Origin of the sequence: Streptomyces sp. WZ.A104 (genome assembly GCF_002382885.1) — a bacterium.
In the GTDB taxonomy this organism is placed as follows: Bacteria; Actinomycetota; Actinomycetes; order Streptomycetales; family Streptomycetaceae; genus Streptomyces.
This window is the reverse complement of record NZ_NWVL01000049.1, coordinates 45,957-61,936: the sequence shown is the minus strand read 5'-3', so window position 1 is coordinate 61,936 and position 15,980 is coordinate 45,957. Positions and strand designations below refer to the sequence as shown.

The window sequence follows — 15,980 nt, the reverse complement described above, 5'->3', positions numbered from 1 at the left end:
CGCCGGGGCGCGGACGCCGGGGGCCACGGCGCGGGCGGCGGCGGTGGCCGGCGGCGCGGTGGCGGCGGTTCCGAGGGCCCGGGGGGCAGGGGACGCGACAACGGCGGGCCGGGCAAGAAGCGTTTCATCGACTACCCGCGCTACGGCAAGCACGGATTCCGGCGCTGGGTGCCCTCGTGGAAGCTGGTTTCGGGGCTCTGTCTGGGGTTCTTGGGGCTGCTGATGGGTGTGGGGGGTATCTCGTACGCCCTGGTGTCCAAGCCGAACATCAACGAAGCGGCCACGGCACAGAACAACGTCTACTACTGGGCCGACGGTACCCAGATGGTGGCGACCGGTGGTGTGGTGAACCGCCAGGAGATCAAGTTCGAGCAGATTCCGGTCGCGATGCGCAACGCCGTGATCTCGGCCGAGAACAAGAGCTTCGAGACGGACCGGGGCATCGACCCGGTGGGTATCGGCCGTGCGCTGTTCAACATGGCGACCGGTGGTGAGACCCAGGGCGGCTCCACGATCACCCAGCAGTACGTCAAGAACTCCCGGCTCAACCAGGACCAGACGCTCACCCGCAAGTTCAAGGAACTCTTCATCACGCTCAAGGTCGGCGGCGAGATGGAGAAGAACGACGTGATGGCTGGTTACCTCAACGTCTCGTACTACGGACGCGGTGCCTCCGGGCTCCAGGCAGCGGCCCGCACCTACTACGACAAGGACGCCACCGATCTGAACCCGAGCGAGTGCGCCTTCCTGGCGACGCTGCTCAAGGGGGCGAGCTACTACGACCCGGCCGGCGCCCCCGAGATCGACAAGAAGAACGCGACCAAGGAGAAGAACACCAAGCGGGCCATCAGCCGCTGGAAGTGGATCCTCGACGAACAGGTCAAGGACGGGCGCATGTCGGCGGAGGAGCGCGCCAAATACACGAAGTTCCCCATGCCGAAGGAGCCGCGGAAGGACGCCAAGCTCGGTGGCCAGACCGGCTACCTGGTCGACCTCGCCAAGAACTACTTCCTCGCCAACAACGGCCAGAACATCGACGCCAAGCAGCTGGACCTGGGCGGCTTCGAGATCCACACCACCTTCGACAAGAAGAAGGTGAAGCAGCTCGAAGACGCGGTGAAGAAGGTCTACGACGCCAAGATCCGTCCCGAGGAGCGTCCCGAGACGGACACGCACGTCGAGTTCGGCGGTGCCTCGGTGGATGCGAAGACCGGCGCCATCCTCGCCACGTACGGCGGTCAGGACGCCACCAAGCACTTCACGAACAACGCGGATGCCACCGGTGCCCAGGTCGGCTCGACGTGGAAGCCCTTCGTCCTGGCCGCCGCGATGCAGTACGGCGTACGCGACCCGAAGCTCGGCAGCGAACAGAGCAACTCCGAGCGCACCCAGGTCTCACCGGAGAGCATCTACAACGGCGACAACAAGCTGCGGATCAGGGACTACACCGGCAAGGTCTGGCTGAACGAGAACGGCGACGACTGGCTCCAGACGAACGACGGTCAGGCGGACTACGGCGAGATCGATCTGCGGAAGGCCATGGAGCAGTCCGCCAACTCCCCGTTCGTGCAGCTCGGCATGGACGTCGGGACGGACAAGGTCAAGGACGTCGCTGTCGCCGCCGGGCTCAAGGACGACGACTTCATGGCGGATGCCTCCGTCCCGTCGTTCTCCATCGGCACCTCCTCGCCCAGCGCCATCCGCATGGCGGGCGCCTACGCCACCTTCGCCACGAGCGGCCAGCAGAACGACACGTACTCCGTGACCGAGGTCAAGAAAGGCGGCGAGGTGGTCTTCCAGCACAAGGGGAAGCCCAAGCGCGCCTTCAGCCCGGACATCGCCGACAACATCACGGACGTGCTGAAGAACGTCGTGGAGAACGGAACGGGCAAGCCTGCCCGGCTGGAGGGCCGCGAGGCCGCGGGGAAGACGGGTACGACCGACGGCAACCGGTCCGCCTGGTTCGTCGGCTACACCCCGCAGATCTCGACGGCGATCAGCATGTTCCGGCTGGACGACGACGAGAGGAACAAGGACCGCGAGTTCGAGGAGATGTTCGGCACCGGTGGCGAGAAGAAGATCCACGGAAACTCGTTCCCGGCCTCCATCTGGCACGACTACATGACCGCGGCGATGAAGGGCAAGAAGGCCATCCCCTTCCCGGAGGCGAAGGACCTGGGTGAGACCGTCTGGGGCGGTGGTGCGGTCAGCCCGAGCCCGACGCCCAGCCCGACGCCGACCCCGACACCGTCCGACGACCCGACGACCCCCACGCCGACGCCGACCACCCCGAGCCCGACGCCGACGCCGAGCAGGACCTGCGGGGTCTTCGACTGGGAGTGCCAGACCGCCGACGGCGGTGCGAACGCCGGCGCGGACGGCGGTGCCAACAACGGCGGCGGTGATAACGCCGGTACCACCGAGGGCGGTGATAACGCGGGAGCCGACGGCGGAGGCGACAGCTCCGGCACGACCGACGGCACCGACAACGGCGGCGCCGAAGGAGGAGCCGGTGGCCGTCCGGGCGGGGGCGGCAGCACGATCTGGGGCAACGCCGGATAGCCGGACAGGGACGGCCGGACTCTCCGGGGCCGACCCACCGGAGCGGCGAGGGCCGTCGTACCCACCCGGTACGGCGGCCCTCGCCGTGTCCCCCGGGCGGGCCTTGCCCCGGGCACAGCCCCGTACGGCAGGATGTGCGGCATGCCAAGCCCCAGCGCAGAGGACACGAGCGTGCAGCAGCAGGAGCGGCCCGTCGTGCGGCCCACCGATCAGGACGAGGTCGCGGCGGCCGGGAGCGAGCTGTTCGGCGGCCGGGTGGGACGCTGGGCGCGGCTCGGCGACGGACCGCTCACGCCCGTGCGCGTCGTCGCGCTGGTCATGATCGGGACGTTCGCCCTCGGCATGGTGCAGAAGATCCCCTGCTACGAGTGGGCGTGGTTCCGCGGCGCCACCTCGCAGTACACGCACGCCTGCTACTCCGACATCCCGCACCTGTTCCTGGGCCGGGGCTTCGCCGACGGGCTCGTGCCGTACTTCGACCGGCTGAGCGGCGATATGCAGTACCTGGAGTACCCCGTCCTGACCGGGGTGTTCATGCAGGTGGCGGCCTGGCTGACGCTGACGCCCGACAGCGACCCCATCCAGCAGCGCGAGCAGATGTACTGGATGGTCAACGCGGGCATGCTGATGATCTGCGCGGTGATCATCGCCGTGTGCACAGCGCGCACGCACCGGTGGCGCCCCTGGGACGGGCTCCTGGTCGCGCTGGCCCCCGCGTTCGCCCTCACCGCGACCATCAACTGGGACCTGCTGGCCGTGGCCCTGACGGCCGCGGCGATGCTCATGTGGTCCCGGGGCAGGGTGCTCGCGTTCGGCATCCTCATCGGCCTCGCGACGGCCGCCAAGCTCTACCCCGTGCTGCTGCTCGGTCCTCTCCTGCTGCTCTGCTGGCGGGCGGGCAGGTGGCGCGAGTTCGGTACGGCCCTGCTCGGTGCGGGGGCGGCCTGGCTGGTGGTGAACCTGCCGGTGATGCTGTACGCCCCCGAAGGGTGGCGGAAGTTCTACACCTTCAGCCAGGAGCGGCCGATCGACTTCGGCTCGTTCTGGCTGATCATCACCCAGCGCACCGGCAAGCCCATCGACGTGGACACCGTCAACACCGCCTCGGTGGTCCTGATGGTCGTGTTCTGCGCGGGCATCGCGGGCCTGGCGCTCAGCGCCGCGCGCCGGCCGCGCTTCGCCCAGTTGGCGTTCCTGGTGGTGGCCGCGTTCATTCTGACCAACAAGGTCTACTCACCGCAGTACGTGCTCTGGCTGATCCCGCTGGCCGTCCTGGCCCGGCCGCGCTGGCGCGACTTCCTGATCTGGCAGGCCTGCGAGGTCATGTACTTCCTGGGGATCTGGTTCTACCTCGCGTACACCAGCGGCGGGGACACGCACCAGGGCCTGCCGCAGGAGGGTTACCAGCTCGCGATCGCCCTGCACCTGCTGGGCACGCTGTACCTGTGCGCCCTGGTCGTCCGGGACATCCTGCTGCCGGAGAAGGACCCGGTGCGCCGGGACGGGTCGGACGACCCGTCGGGCGGGGTGCTCGACGGGGCGCCGGACGCGTCCGCGCCGGAGCCCCGTCGCGCAGCGCACCCGGCCGAGTCGGTCGACGGGCCTCCGGTGGAGTGGGGCACGGCACACGCCCGCTCCGACTGACGCTCCGACCGGGCCCGGCCTTATCCGGACGAAGGACCCTAGCGGTCGACGAGCCGGTCGAACTGGGTCGTCGTGTGGCGCAGATGGGCCACCAGCTCGTCCCCGACCCGTGGTTCCTGTGCGTCGGAGGGCACGAACAGGATCGACACCTGCATGTGAGGCGGCTCGGCGAACCACCGCTGCTTGCCCGCCCAGACGAACGGCGACAGGTTCCGGTTGACCGTGGCCAGGCCCGCGCGGGCGACGCCCTTGGCCCGCGGCATCACGCCGTGCAGTGCCTTGGGCGCCTCCAGGCCGACCCCGTGGGACGTACCGCCCGCGACGACGACCAGCCAGCCGTCGGAGGCGGCCTTCTGCTGGCGGTAGCCGAACCGGTCTCCCTTGACGACGGGGGTCACGTCCAGGACGGCCCCCCGGTACTCGGTGGCCTCGTGGTCGCCGAGCCAGAGCCGGGTCCCGATGCGGGCCCGGAAGCGGGTCTGCGGGAACTGCTGCTGGAGCCGGGCCAGCTCCTCGGCGCGCAGATGGCTGACGAACATGGTGTGCAGCGGCAGCCGGGCCGCGCGCAGCCGGTCCATCCAGCCGATGACCTCCTCGACGGCGTCGGAGCCGTCGGTGCGGTCCAGCGGCAGGTGGAGCGCGAAGCCTTCGAGCCGTACGTCCTCGATCGCCGCGTGCAGCAGCCCGAGCTCCTCCTCCTTGACGCCGTGGCGCTTCATCGAGCTCATACACTCGATGACGACCCGGGCGCCCACCAGGGCGTGCACCCCGTCGACGGAGGAGACGGACCGGATGACACGGTCCGGCAGCGGAACGGGCTCCTCACCGCGCCGGAACGGGGTCAGGACGAGCAGGTCGCCGCTGAACAAGTCCTTGATCTGGGCAGCCTCGTATGTCGTGCCGACGGCGAGGGTGTCGGACCCGAAGCGGATCGTCTCGTCGGCGAGCCGCTCGTGGCCAAAGCCGTAGCCGTTGCCCTTGCAGACCGGTACGAGGCCGGGGAACTGGTCGAGCACGGACTTCTGGTGCGCCCGCCAGCGCGCGGTGTCGACGTAGAGGGAGAGCGCCATGGCCGGCCCGGAACCTTTCTGGTGGATGCGGTGAATCAGAGGGACGAACGGTGTGTGCCGAGGTCTTGTACTGCTGTATCGCTGTATTGAAGCGGGTCAGCGGCGCGACATGTAGATGTCGAGCGCCTTGTGCAGCAGCTTGTTGAGCGGGAAGTCCCACTCGCCGACGTACTCGACGGCCTCGCCGCCGGTGCCGACCTTGAACTGGATCAGACCGAAGAGGTGGTCGGTCTCGTCCAGCGAGTCGCTGATGCCGCGCAGGTCGTAGACGGTGGCGCCCATCGCGTACGAGTCGCGCAGCATGCGCCACTGCATCGCGTTCGACGGCCGGACCTCGCGTCCGATGTTGTCGGAGGCGCCGTAGGAGTACCAGACGTGTCCGCCGACGACGAGCATCGTGGCCGCGGAGAGGTTCACGCCGTTGTGCCGGGCGAAGTAGAGCCGCATCCGGTTGGGGTCCTCGGAGTTGAGGACCGTCCACATGCGCTGGAAGTACGAGAGCGGGCGCGGCCGGAAGTGGTCGCGCACAGCGGTGATCTCGTAGAGGCGCTGCCACTCGGCCAGGTCCTCGTAGCCGCCCTGGACGACCTCGACCCCGGCCTTGTCGGCCTTCTTGATGTTGCGGCGCCAGAGCTGGTTGAAGCCCTTGAGGACGTCCTCCAGGGAGCGGTTGGCGAGCGGCACCTGGAAGACGTAACGGGGCTGTACGTCACCGAAGCCGGCACCGCCGTCCTCGCCCTGCTGCCAGCCCATCTTGCGCAGCCGGTCCGCGACCTCGAAGGCGCGCGGCTCGATGTGGGTGGCCTCGACATCGCGCAGCCGCTTGACGTCCGGGTCCTGGATGCCGGACTTGATGGCCGCCGAGTCCCAGCGCCGGATGACCACCGGCGGGCCCATCTTCACGGAGAAGGCGCCCTGCTGCTTGAGGTGGGCGAGCATCGGCTGGAGCCAGTCGTCCAGGTTCGGGGCGTACCAGTTGATGACCGGGCCCTCGGGGAGGTACGCGAGGTAGCGCTTGATCTTGGGCAGCTGGCGGTACAGGACGAGGCCCGCACCGACGATCTGGCCGTTCTTGTCGAACCAGCCCAGATTCTCCGAGCGCCATTCGGTCTTCACATCAGCCCACGCCGGGACCTGGCAGTGACTTGCCGAGGGAAGGCTCTGGATGTACGCCAGATGCTGCTCTCGGCTGATGGTCCTCAGGGTCAGGCTCATGCGGGGCGCTCCTCGGCAGGTGTGTCCCCATCGGTCAGGGGCTCCGGCTCTCGCGCCGAAGCCTACTGTGACCGAGGGGGACCCGGCCTGGCCCCGTTGGCCCGGTACGTACGGCCGACCGGCGCGAGCGCCCCTGGCGACCGCGCCGGCCGGTGCGCCGGTCAGGTGATCACGCCGCCGAAGAGGCCGCCGTGCGCCATGCCGAGGAAGAAGCCGACCGCCGACAGGCCGAGCCCGACGATCAGTCCGAACCGTTCCGCGGTGGTCCGGGAGATGAACTGTCCGTAGCCCCCGGTCAGGATGCCGACGAGACCGGCCCAGGAGCTGATCAGGTGCAGGTGGTGGAACATCGCCGTCACGAAGGCGAGGAGTCCCAGCACGAGGGTCACGGCGAGCAGGGTGTCCTGGAGCGGGTGCGGCTTCCCGTCCGTCGCGAAGAGCGAACCGGTGGCGGGGCGGATGGTCTGTGCCATGGAGTACCTCCTGGCCGGACGGGCGGTGGGTGCGGCGTCGCACGCGCGGAGGCCGCTCTCACAGGGAGCGGTCGCGTGTAGCGCCTCTCACACCGCATCTGTCTCGATTGTGCCCTCTGAGCTCCGGATTTCAACCGGAAGCCGGTCTACGGGTAGTCTGTACGGTCTGCACCGGTGTCTGCCCAGGCCAGCACGGCGAGCCTCTCCCCGAACCCCCTCCACGGGACCGTTCGGAAGCGGGATTGTCAGTGCCGGGTGTTCTCCTCGGGGACACCGTTGCTCACGCATCACGACCCTCCTGCCACGGAACGACCGTGGCCGCTGAGTCCAAAGGAGGTGGGTTCCACATGCGTCACTACGAGGTGATGGTCATCCTCGACCCCGATCTCGAGGAGCGAGCAGTCTCCCCGCTGATCGAGAACTTCCTCTCCGTTGTCCGTGAGGGCAACGGAAAGGTGGAGAAGGTCGACACCTGGGGCCGTCGTCGGCTCGCTTACGAGATCAAGAAGAAGCCCGAGGGCATCTACTCGGTCATCGACCTGCAGGCCGAGCCTGCGGTCGTCAAGGAGCTCGACCGCCAGATGAACCTGAACGAGTCGGTCCTCCGGACCAAGGTCCTCCGTCCCGAGGTCCACTGAGCATTTAGCTCAGCGGTTTTCGGGTCCGAGTAGCAGCAAGCAGCCAGAAGCAATCCCGCCGAGAGGTTCACCCATGGCAGGCGAGACCGTCATCACGGTCGTCGGCAATCTCGTCGACGACCCCGAGCTGCGCTTCACCCCGTCCGGTGCGGCGGTCGCGAAGTTCCGTGTCGCGTCCACACCCCGCATCTTCGACCGGCAGACCAATGAGTGGAAGGACGGCGAAGGCCTGTTCCTCACCTGCTCGGTCTGGCGTCAGGCGGCGGAGAACGTCGCGGAGTCGCTTCAGCGAGGCATGCGCGTCGTCGTGCAGGGCCGGTTGAAGCAGCGGTCCTACGAAGACCGTGAGGGCGTCAAGCGCACGGTCTACGAGCTGGACGTCGAGGAAGTCGGCCCCAGCCTCAAGAACGCCACGGCCAAGGTCACCAAGACCACCGGTCGCGGTGGTCAGGGCGGCCAGGGTGGATACGGCGGCGGCCAGCAGGGTGGCAACACCTGGGGCGGCGGTCCCGGTGGCGGTGGCCAGCAGGGCGGTGGCGGTGCACCCGCCGACGACCCGTGGGCGACCGGCGCGCCGGCAGGCGGCCAGCAGGGCGGGGCCCAGCAGGGCGGCTGGGGCGGAAGCCCCAGCGGTTCCGGTGGCTCTGGCGGCGGCTACTCGGACGAGCCCCCTTTCTAGGTCGGCTCGTACCCCACTTCTTGATCACACAGGAGAAACACCATGGCGAAGCCGCCTGTGCGCAAGCCTAAGAAGAAGGTCTGCGCGTTCTGCAAGGACAAGACCCAGTACGTGGACTACAAGGACACGAACATGCTGCGGAAGTTCATTTCCGACCGCGGCAAGATCCGTGCCCGCCGCGTCACCGGCAACTGCACGCAGCACCAGCGTGACGTCGCCACGGCAGTCAAGAACAGCCGTGAGATGGCGCTGCTGCCCTACACGTCCACCGCGCGATAAGGGAAGGGTGACAACAGCATGAAGATCATCCTCACCCACGAGGTCTCCGGCCTCGGTGCCGCCGGCGACGTCGTCGACGTCAAGGACGGGTACGCCCGCAACTACCTGGTTCCGCGTGGCTTCGCCATTCGCTGGACCAAGGGTGGCGAGAAGGACGTGGCGCAGATCCGCCGCGCCCGCAAGATCCACGAGATCGCGACGATCGAGCAGGCCAACGAGATCAAGGCCAAGCTTGAGGGCGTGAAGGTCCGTCTGGCCGTTCGCTCCGGCGACGCCGGCCGTCTCTTCGGCTCCGTGACCCCGGCCGACATCGCTTCGGCGATCAAGGCTGCCGGTGGTCCCGACGTCGACAAGCGTCGCGTCGAGCTCGGTTCGCCCATCAAGACGCTCGGCGGACACCAGGTGTCCGTCCGTCTGCACCCCGAGGTCGCAGCGAAGCTCGGCATCGAGGTCGTTGCTGCCTAAGGGCAGAGCTCAGCAGAGTCAGTGAAGGGCCGCACCCCGTGGGTGCGGCCCTTCACTGTGTCCGGGGGAGTGTTTCACGTGAAACAGGGCTCCGGTCCCGCTCACCGTTTCACGTGAAACGTCGGCGCGTGGGGGCTGGATCGTCAGCGCGTGGCACCGGTGACGATCCAGCGGCCCGATCGCGTACGCAGCCAGAGCGTGGCGAGCCGGACGGTCATCATCAGCGTCATCGCCCACCAGAGTGCGGTGAGCCCGCCGCCGAGGGCGGGCACCAGGAACGCGACCGGAGCGAAGACCGCGAGCGTCACGAGCATGGCCCAGGCGAGGTAGCGGCCGTCGCCCGCTCCCATCAGGACGCCGTCCAGGACGAAGACCACGCCGGCGATCGGCTGGGAGACCGCTACGACCAGGAGGGCGGGGAGCAGGGTGTCCTTCACGGTCGGGTCGCTCGTGAACAGCGGGATGAACAGGGGACGGGCGAGCACGATCAGGATGCCGAGGGCGATCCCGCTGCCGATGCCCCACTCGACCATGCGACGGCAGGCATCGCGCGCGCCCTTCTCGTCGTTGGCTCCCAGATAGCGACCGATGATCGCCTGGCCCGCGATGGCGATGGCGTCGAGCGCGAAGGCGGTCAGGCTCCAGAGGGAGAGGATGATCTGGTGTGCGGCGATGTCGCTGTCCCCGAGGCGGGCGGCGATGGCGGTGGCGATCATCAGGACGGCGCGCAGCGACAGGGTCCTCACCAGCAGCGGCACTCCGGCCCGGGCGCTGGCCCGGATTCCGGCCGCGTCGGGGCGCAGGGAAGCGCCGTGTCTGCGGGCTCCTCGGATCACGACGACGAGGTAGGCGACGGCCATCCCCACCTGGGCGATCACGGTGCCCCATGCGGATCCGGCGATGCCGAGACCGGCCCCGTAGACGAGGGTCACACTGAGGAGGGCGTTCGCTGTGAAACCGCCGATGGCGACGTAAAGCGGGGTGCGGGTGTCCTGGAGGCCGCGCAGTACGCCGGTGGCGGCGAGCACGACGAGCATGGCCGGGATGCCGAGGACGGAGATCCGCAGATACGTGATGGCGTACGGGGCGGCGGTGTCGGATGCACCGAAGATGTCCACCAGCCAGGGGGTGGACGGGAGCGCGAGCGCGACGACCGCGGCTCCGAGCAGGAGGGCGAGCCAGACACCGTCCATGCCCTGGCGGATCGCAGCGGGCAGATCGCCCGCTCCCACACGGCGGGCGACGGCCGCGGTGGTGGCGTAGGCGAGGAAGACGAAGACGCTCACAGCGGTCATCAGGAGGGCTGCGGCGATCCCGAGGCCGGCGAGCTGTGGGGTGCCGAGGTGGCCCACGACAGCGCTGTCGACCATCACGAAGAGCGGCTCGGCGACGAGTGCTCCGAAGGCCGGAACCGCGAGGGCGATGATCTCTCGGTCATGCCGTCGACGGCTGTTCTTCGGGGTCGCGGGGGCCTGGGTCATAGGGGTCAATCTAATCTTCCACAGGTAAGAGATGCAATCCATCTTTGGCCCTTACGGGCCAGGTCTCGGCGTGTTCATCCCTGCACCGTTTGCAGTGATCTTGAAATGAGGTCGAAAGTTTTTCTCCCCCACAGTCAGTGGACGGAGAACGCGCAGGTCAGGGTGGTCACGCAGGTTCTGCTATGAGTTTGTCCACAGTGCTGTCCCCCGGTCCGTGCACAGGTTCTGAGGAGTTCTCCACAGCATCTGGTGTGTCGTCCACATGCCCTGTGGATAACCAGATTGGCTGACGGTGCCGACAGGCCTACCGTGTACCGGCGCCCGCACTCCGTTCCGGCACCGGAATCCACCGAACCAGACGCGCCGGAAGTGGAGTCGGGCGACCTGTTTGTCGGTGCCGTGCCGTAAGAAAGAGTGGCACGGCTAGGTCCGCGATGCGGACGGGAGGAGGCGGCCCGGTGAGCATTCCCGAGCCTTTGGACGACCCCTGGACCGAGGCCGGTCCCGGCGACCGTCTGCCTGCCTCCCGCCAGCGGCGCGGGGACCGCAAGGGGCGCGAGGACCGGCACGACCGGGGCTCGGACGAGGCCTGGGACGGCGGTTCCCCCGGGTTCGAGCGAGTGCCTCCGCAGGATCTCGACGCCGAGCAGTCGGTCCTCGGCGGCATGCTGCTGTCCAAGGACGCGATCGCCGAGGTCGTCGAGGTCATCAAGGGCCACGACTTCTACCGCCCCGCCCACGAGACCGTCTTCACGGCGATCCTCGACCTCTACGCCAAGGGCGAGCCGGCCGACCCGATCACGGTCGCCGCCGAGCTGGTCAAGCGCGGCGAGATCACCAAGGTCGGCGGGGCGCCGTATCTGCACACCCTGGTGCAGTCCGTGCCGACCGCCGCCAACGCCTCGTTCTACGCGGAGATCGTCCATGAACGGGCGGTGCTCCGGCGGCTGGTCGAGGCGGGCACGAAGATCACGCAGATGGGATACGCGGCCGACGGGGACGTCGACGAGATCGTCAACTCCGCGCAGGCCGAGATCTACGCGGTCACCGAGCAGCGCACCAGCGAGGACTACCTCCCCCTCGGCGACATCATGGAGGGCGCGCTCGACGAGATCGAGGCGATCGGCTCGCGCAGCGGCGAGATGACCGGTGTGCCGACGGGCTTCACCGACCTCGACGCCCTGACGAACGGCATGCATCCCGGCCAGATGATCGTCATCGCGGCCCGTCCCGCCATGGGCAAGTCCACGCTGGCGCTGGACTTCGCGCGTGCCGCGTCGATCAAGAACAATCTGCCCAGCGTCATCTTCTCCCTCGAAATGGGGCGCAACGAGATCGCGATGCGTCTGCTGTCCGCCGAGGCGCGGGTGGCCCTGCACCACATGCGGTCCGGCACGATGACGGACGAGGACTGGACGCGGCTCGCGCGCCGGATGCCCGAGGTCTCCGCCGCTCCGCTCTACATCGACGACTCCCCCAACCTGTCGATGATGGAGATCCGCGCGAAGTGCCGCCGGCTCAAACAGCGCAACGACATCAAGCTCGTGATCATCGACTACCTCCAGCTGATGCAGGCCGGCGGATCGAAGCGCTCCGAGAGCCGCCAGCAGGAGGTCTCGGACATGTCCCGAAACCTCAAGCTGCTGGCGAAGGAGCTGGAAGTCCCGGTGATCGCGCTCTCACAGCTGAACCGTGGCCCCGAGCAGCGCACGGACAAGAAGCCGATGGTGTCCGACCTGCGTGAGTCCGGCTCCATCGAGCAGGACGCCGACATGGTCATCCTGCTCCACCGCGAGGACGCGTACGAGAAGGAGTCACCGCGCGCGGGCGAGGCCGACATCATCGTCGGCAAGCACCGTAACGGTCCGACGGCCACGATCACCGTGGCCTTCCAGGGCCACTACTCCCGTTTCGTCGACATGGCGCAGACCTGACGGGGCCCTCGCACGTTCGTGGAGGGCCCAGTACTCCTCTTGCCGGTGCGGCAGCTCTCCGTTTCCACATTGAATGATCATGCGTGGGCATGCATACTCTTCCCATGTCTAAGGTTCTCACCTCCCTGCCCATCGGCGAGCGCGTCGGCATCGCCTTCTCCGGCGGACTCGACACCTCGGTCGCGGTCGCGTGGATGCGCGACAAGGGCGCCGTCCCGTGCACCTACACCGCCGACATCGGCCAGTACGACGAGCCCGACATCGCCTCGGTACCCGGCCGCGCCTCGACGTACGGTGCCGAGATCGCCCGGCTGGTCGACTGCCGGGCGGCGCTGGTTGAGGAGGGGCTGGCCGCGCTCACCTGCGGTGCGTTCCACATCCGTTCCGGCGGGCGCGCCTACTTCAACACCACGCCGCTCGGCCGTGCCGTGACCGGGACCCTGCTGGTCCGGGCGATGCTGGAGGACGACGTCCAGATCTGGGGCGACGGGTCGACGTTCAAGGGCAACGACATCGAGCGGTTCTACCGGTACGGGCTGCTCGCCAACCCGCACCTGCGGATCTACAAGCCGTGGCTGGACGCGGACTTCGTCACCGAACTCGGGGGCCGCAAGGAGATGTCGGAGTGGCTGCTCGCCCACGCGCTGCCGTACCGCGACAGCAGCGAGAAGGCGTACTCCACCGACGCCAACATCTGGGGTGCCACCCACGAGGCCAAGACCCTGGAGCACCTCGATGCGGGCATCGAGACCGTGGAACCGATCATGGGCGTCCGGTTCTGGGACCCCTCGGTGGAGATCGCTGCCGAGACCGTGACGATCGGCTTCGACCAGGGCCGCCCGGTGACGATCAACGGCAAGGAGTTCGCCACCCCGGTCGACCTGGTGATGGAGGCGAACGCGATCGGCGGTCGCCACGGCATGGGTATGTCGGACCAGATCGAGAACCGGGTGATCGAGGCCAAGAGCCGCGGCATCTACGAGGCGCCCGGAATGGCGTTGCTGCACGTGGCGTACGAGCGGCTGGTCAACGCCATCCACAACGAGGACACCCTGGACAACTACTACAACGAGGGGCGGCGGCTCGGCCGGCTGATGTATGAGGGCCGCTGGCTCGACCCGCAGGCGCTGATGATCCGCGAGTCGTTGCAGCGCTGGGTGGGGATGGCGGTCACCGGGGAGGTGACGCTGCGACTTCGGCGTGGTGACGACTACTCGATCCTGGACACCGAAGGCCCGGCGTTCAGCTACCACCCGGACAAGCTGTCGATGGAGCGCACCGAGGACTCCGCGTTCGGCCCGGTGGACCGGATCGGCCAGCTCACGATGCGCAACCTCGACATCGCCGACTCGCGCGCCAAGCTCGAACAGTACGCGGGCCTCGGCATGGTCGGATCGACCCACCCCGCGCTCATCGGCGCCGCCCAGGCGGCCTCGACCGGACTGATCGGCGCGATGCCGCAGGGTGGCGCCGAGGTCATCGCCTCGCGCGGCAGGGGCTCCGGCGGCGACGAGATGCTCGACCACGCCGCGATGGAGTTCGGCACCGACTGAAGGGCAATGCAGTGCCCCCGGCGTCCTGCCGATACTGATTCGTCAGGAGGCGTTTCCGTCGGGTAGGTGTTGCCCATGACTTCTCCCGGTGAAGACCTGCTCCCCAGCACCCGGCGCGCCCTGCTGCACCGTGTCGCCCTCGCCCAGCGGGACGGCCGCGCGCCGTCCCTCGTGGCGGCAGTGCAGCGGCAGGGGCGGCTGGTCTGGAGCGGGGCGCGTACATGCGTCGAGGGGCATGCTCCCGACACCGATACGCAGTACAGGATCGGCTCGATCACCAAGACGTTCACCGCTGTCCTGGTGCTGCGGCTGCGCGACGAGGGTCTGATCGACCTGGACGACCCGCTGGAGAAGCACCTTCCTGGCACGAGTGCGGGCAGCGTGACCGTCTTTCAGCTGCTCGGGCACAGCGCGGGGTTGGGTGCCGAGGCGCCCGCCCCCTGGTGGGAGCGGACTCCGGGCACCCTGCGCCCCGAACTCGCCGACGTACTGGGTGAGCGGCCTCGGACTCACCCCGCCGGTCACCGCCATCACTACTCCAACCCGGGCTACACCCTGCTCGGTTCGCTGGTCGAAGCGGTCCGGGGAGTCCCGTGGGAGGAGGCGCTGCGCCGCGAGATCCTGGAGCCTCTCGGCATGCACCGCACGGCGAGTGAACCCGTGGCGCCGCATGCGGTCGGCTGGGCTGTCCACCCCTGGGCCGATGTGATGCTGAGCGAGCCCGCCGAGGATCTCGGGCTGATGGCACCCGCCGGTCAGCTCTGGTCGACCGCGAGCGACCTGCTGCGGTTCGCCGCGTTCCTGGCCGAGGGGGACGACCGGGTCCTGGCGGCCTCCTCCGTACGGGAGATGCGCGCGCCCGCCGCGCCGACCGAGACCGGGAGCAGCGGCTACGGTCTGGGCCTCCAGATCGTGACGGGTGCGGGGACCGTGCTCTTCGGGCACACGGGATCGCTGCCCGGGTTCGTCGCCGGTCTGTGGATCAATGTGGAGGAGGACATCGCCGCCGTCGTCCTCGCCAACGTCACCTCAGGCCTGCCTGCCGCCACGGTGGCCGCCGAACTCGTGGGGATCGTGGCGGAGGCCGAGCCGAGGATCCCGGAGCCCTGGCGCCCACTGCCTGAGGTGGACGAGGAGTTGCTCGCCCTTACGGGGATCTGGCACTGGGGCACCCACACCTTCACGCTGAGGCTCCTGGCGGACCGTGGCCTGGAGCTCAAGCCATGGGGCGGCAAGGGGCGTGGTGCGTCCTTCGCTGCCGGGCCGGACGGCACCTGGATGGGCCAGGACGACTATTACGCGGGTGAGACCCTCCGCGTCGTACGCAGGGACGACGGCTCGGTGGACCACCTCGACCTGGGCTCGTTCGTGTTCACGCGGGAGCCTTACGAGGCGGGGGCGGCCGTACCGGGCGGGGTGGACGCGGAAGGGTGGCGGGGTTTCGGCGGCTGACTCCGGGACCGGAACCGGGTGGGTGTTTCACGTGAAACACCCACCCGCCCCCTTGATCGGTCAGAGGGCGAGCTTGAAGCCCACGTGACTGGCCGTGAAGCCGAGCCGTTCGTAGAAGCGGTGTGCGTCCTCGCGAGTGGCGTCCGAGGTCAGCTGTACCAACTGGCAGTTCTGCCGACGGGATTCGTCCACCGCCCACTGGATGAGCTGGGTGCCCAGACCGCTGCCGCGTTCGTCGCCGTGGATGCGGACGCCCTCGATGATCGAGCGGGTCCCGCCGCGGCGGGACAGCCCCGGGACGATGGTCAGCTGGAGCGTCCCCACGACGCGGTCCTCACGCACGGCGACGACGACATGCTGGTTGGGGTCGCCGGCCAGCCGCTGGAACGCCGTCCGGTACGGGGCCAGATCGTCCGGTGACTCGCGCTGTGCGCCGAGCGGGTCGTCGGCGAGCATGGCGACCACGGTCGGCAGATCGGCCTCTGCGACGGGGCGTATTTCAAGATCGCTCATGATCGGCATCCTAGGGGCGGGA

At 68.6% G+C, this 15,980-nt stretch carries 14 protein-coding genes; 9 read left to right on the top strand and 5 right to left on the bottom strand.

Going from position 1 to position 15,980, the window contains the following annotated elements; translation table 11 throughout:
- A partial coding sequence (locus CIB93_RS24465; protein ID WP_373558798.1) for a transglycosylase domain-containing protein occupies positions 1–2,562 on the top strand: 2,562 nt, incomplete at its 5' end.
- A 141-nt stretch (positions 2,563–2,703) separates the two neighbouring features.
- Positions 2,704–4,206 (top strand): glycosyltransferase family 87 protein, encoded by a 1,503-nt coding sequence (locus tag CIB93_RS24460; protein ID WP_096629849.1) that lies wholly within the window; start codon positions 2,704–2,706, stop codon positions 4,204–4,206.
- Between the two features lie 38 nt (positions 4,207–4,244).
- Here CIB93_RS24460 and CIB93_RS24455 read toward each other — a convergent pair whose 3' ends face one another.
- From CIB93_RS24455 to CIB93_RS24445, 3 genes are all read right to left on the bottom strand, one after another.
- A complete protein-coding gene (locus CIB93_RS24455; RefSeq protein WP_096629848.1) occupies positions 4,245–5,276 on the bottom strand; it encodes an alanine racemase in 1,032 nt (343 codons plus the stop codon).
- A 96-nt stretch (positions 5,277–5,372) separates the two neighbouring features.
- Entirely contained in the window at positions 5,373–6,491 is a 1,119-nt protein-coding gene (locus tag CIB93_RS24450) for a peptidoglycan bridge formation glycyltransferase FemA/FemB family protein (RefSeq protein ID WP_096629846.1), read from the bottom strand.
- A gap of 161 nt (positions 6,492–6,652) precedes the next feature.
- On the bottom strand, positions 6,653–6,964 hold the full coding sequence (locus CIB93_RS24445) for a hypothetical protein (RefSeq protein WP_096629845.1): 312 nt from the start codon (positions 6,962–6,964) through the stop codon (positions 6,653–6,655).
- A 347-nt stretch (positions 6,965–7,311) separates the two neighbouring features.
- On the opposite strand from CIB93_RS24445, the gene rpsF reads away from it, so the two are divergent.
- From rpsF to rplI, 4 genes are all read left to right on the top strand, one after another.
- Complete coding sequence (gene rpsF / locus CIB93_RS24440; RefSeq protein ID WP_006126011.1) at positions 7,312–7,602, top strand: 30S ribosomal protein S6; 291 nt, start codon at positions 7,312–7,314, stop codon at positions 7,600–7,602.
- A gap of 73 nt (positions 7,603–7,675) precedes the next feature.
- Entirely contained in the window at positions 7,676–8,281 is a 606-nt protein-coding gene (locus CIB93_RS24435; RefSeq protein WP_096629843.1) for a single-stranded DNA-binding protein, read from the top strand.
- A gap of 42 nt (positions 8,282–8,323) precedes the next feature.
- Positions 8,324–8,560, top strand: a complete 237-nt coding sequence (rpsR, locus tag CIB93_RS24430) for a 30S ribosomal protein S18 (protein ID WP_003967857.1) — start codon at positions 8,324–8,326, stop codon at positions 8,558–8,560.
- 18 nt (positions 8,561–8,578) lie between these two features.
- Positions 8,579–9,025 (top strand): 50S ribosomal protein L9, encoded by a 447-nt coding sequence (gene rplI / locus CIB93_RS24425; RefSeq protein WP_096629842.1) that lies wholly within the window; start codon positions 8,579–8,581, stop codon positions 9,023–9,025.
- Positions 9,026–9,168: 143 nt separating this feature from the next.
- On the opposite strand, the gene CIB93_RS24420 is transcribed toward rplI, so the two are convergent.
- The gene (locus CIB93_RS24420) at positions 9,169–10,506 is read right to left on the bottom strand and encodes an MATE family efflux transporter (RefSeq protein WP_096629840.1); all 1,338 of its coding nucleotides are present in this window, start codon (positions 10,504–10,506) and stop codon (positions 9,169–9,171) included.
- A 458-nt stretch (positions 10,507–10,964) separates the two neighbouring features.
- Between CIB93_RS24420 and dnaB the strand changes: the two genes are divergently transcribed.
- From dnaB to CIB93_RS24405, 3 genes are all read left to right on the top strand, one after another.
- Positions 10,965–12,440, top strand: coding sequence for a replicative DNA helicase (gene dnaB, locus CIB93_RS24415; RefSeq protein WP_096629839.1), 1,476 nt, complete (start codon positions 10,965–10,967; stop codon positions 12,438–12,440).
- 104 nt (positions 12,441–12,544) lie between these two features.
- Entirely contained in the window at positions 12,545–13,993 is a 1,449-nt protein-coding gene (gene argG / locus CIB93_RS24410) for an argininosuccinate synthase (RefSeq protein ID WP_096629837.1), read from the top strand.
- Positions 13,994–14,068: 75 nt separating this feature from the next.
- Positions 14,069–15,445, top strand: coding sequence for a serine hydrolase (locus CIB93_RS24405; protein WP_096629836.1), 1,377 nt, complete (start codon positions 14,069–14,071; stop codon positions 15,443–15,445).
- Between the two features lie 60 nt (positions 15,446–15,505).
- On the opposite strand, the gene CIB93_RS24400 is transcribed toward CIB93_RS24405, so the two are convergent.
- Positions 15,506–15,958 carry a GNAT family N-acetyltransferase gene (locus CIB93_RS24400; protein WP_096629834.1) on the bottom strand — a complete coding sequence of 151 codons (453 nt, stop codon included), beginning with the start codon at positions 15,956–15,958 and terminating at the stop codon, positions 15,506–15,508.
- Positions 15,959–15,980: the final 22 nt, after the last annotated feature.

Excerpts from the sequence above, each read along its gene's own strand:
- CIB93_RS24460 (WP_096629849.1), top strand. The coding sequence starts at position 2,704 with ATGCCAAGCCCCAGCGCAGAGGACACGAGCGTGCAGCAGCAGGAGCGG.
- CIB93_RS24455 (WP_096629848.1), bottom strand. The coding sequence starts at position 5,276 with ATGGCGCTCTCCCTCTACGTCGACACCGCGCGCTGGCGGGCGCACCAG.
- CIB93_RS24450 (WP_096629846.1), bottom strand. The coding sequence starts at position 6,491 with ATGAGCCTGACCCTGAGGACCATCAGCCGAGAGCAGCATCTGGCGTAC.
- CIB93_RS24445 (WP_096629845.1), bottom strand. The coding sequence starts at position 6,964 with ATGGCACAGACCATCCGCCCCGCCACCGGTTCGCTCTTCGCGACGGAC.
- rpsF (WP_006126011.1), top strand. The coding sequence starts at position 7,312 with ATGCGTCACTACGAGGTGATGGTCATCCTCGACCCCGATCTCGAGGAG.
- CIB93_RS24435 (WP_096629843.1), top strand. The coding sequence starts at position 7,676 with ATGGCAGGCGAGACCGTCATCACGGTCGTCGGCAATCTCGTCGACGAC.
- rpsR (WP_003967857.1), top strand. The coding sequence starts at position 8,324 with ATGGCGAAGCCGCCTGTGCGCAAGCCTAAGAAGAAGGTCTGCGCGTTC.
- rplI (WP_096629842.1), top strand. The coding sequence starts at position 8,579 with ATGAAGATCATCCTCACCCACGAGGTCTCCGGCCTCGGTGCCGCCGGC.
- CIB93_RS24420 (WP_096629840.1), bottom strand. The coding sequence starts at position 10,506 with ATGACCCAGGCCCCCGCGACCCCGAAGAACAGCCGTCGACGGCATGAC.
- argG (WP_096629837.1), top strand. The coding sequence starts at position 12,545 with ATGTCTAAGGTTCTCACCTCCCTGCCCATCGGCGAGCGCGTCGGCATC.
- CIB93_RS24405 (WP_096629836.1), top strand. The coding sequence starts at position 14,069 with ATGACTTCTCCCGGTGAAGACCTGCTCCCCAGCACCCGGCGCGCCCTG.
- CIB93_RS24400 (WP_096629834.1), bottom strand. The coding sequence starts at position 15,958 with ATGAGCGATCTTGAAATACGCCCCGTCGCAGAGGCCGATCTGCCGACC.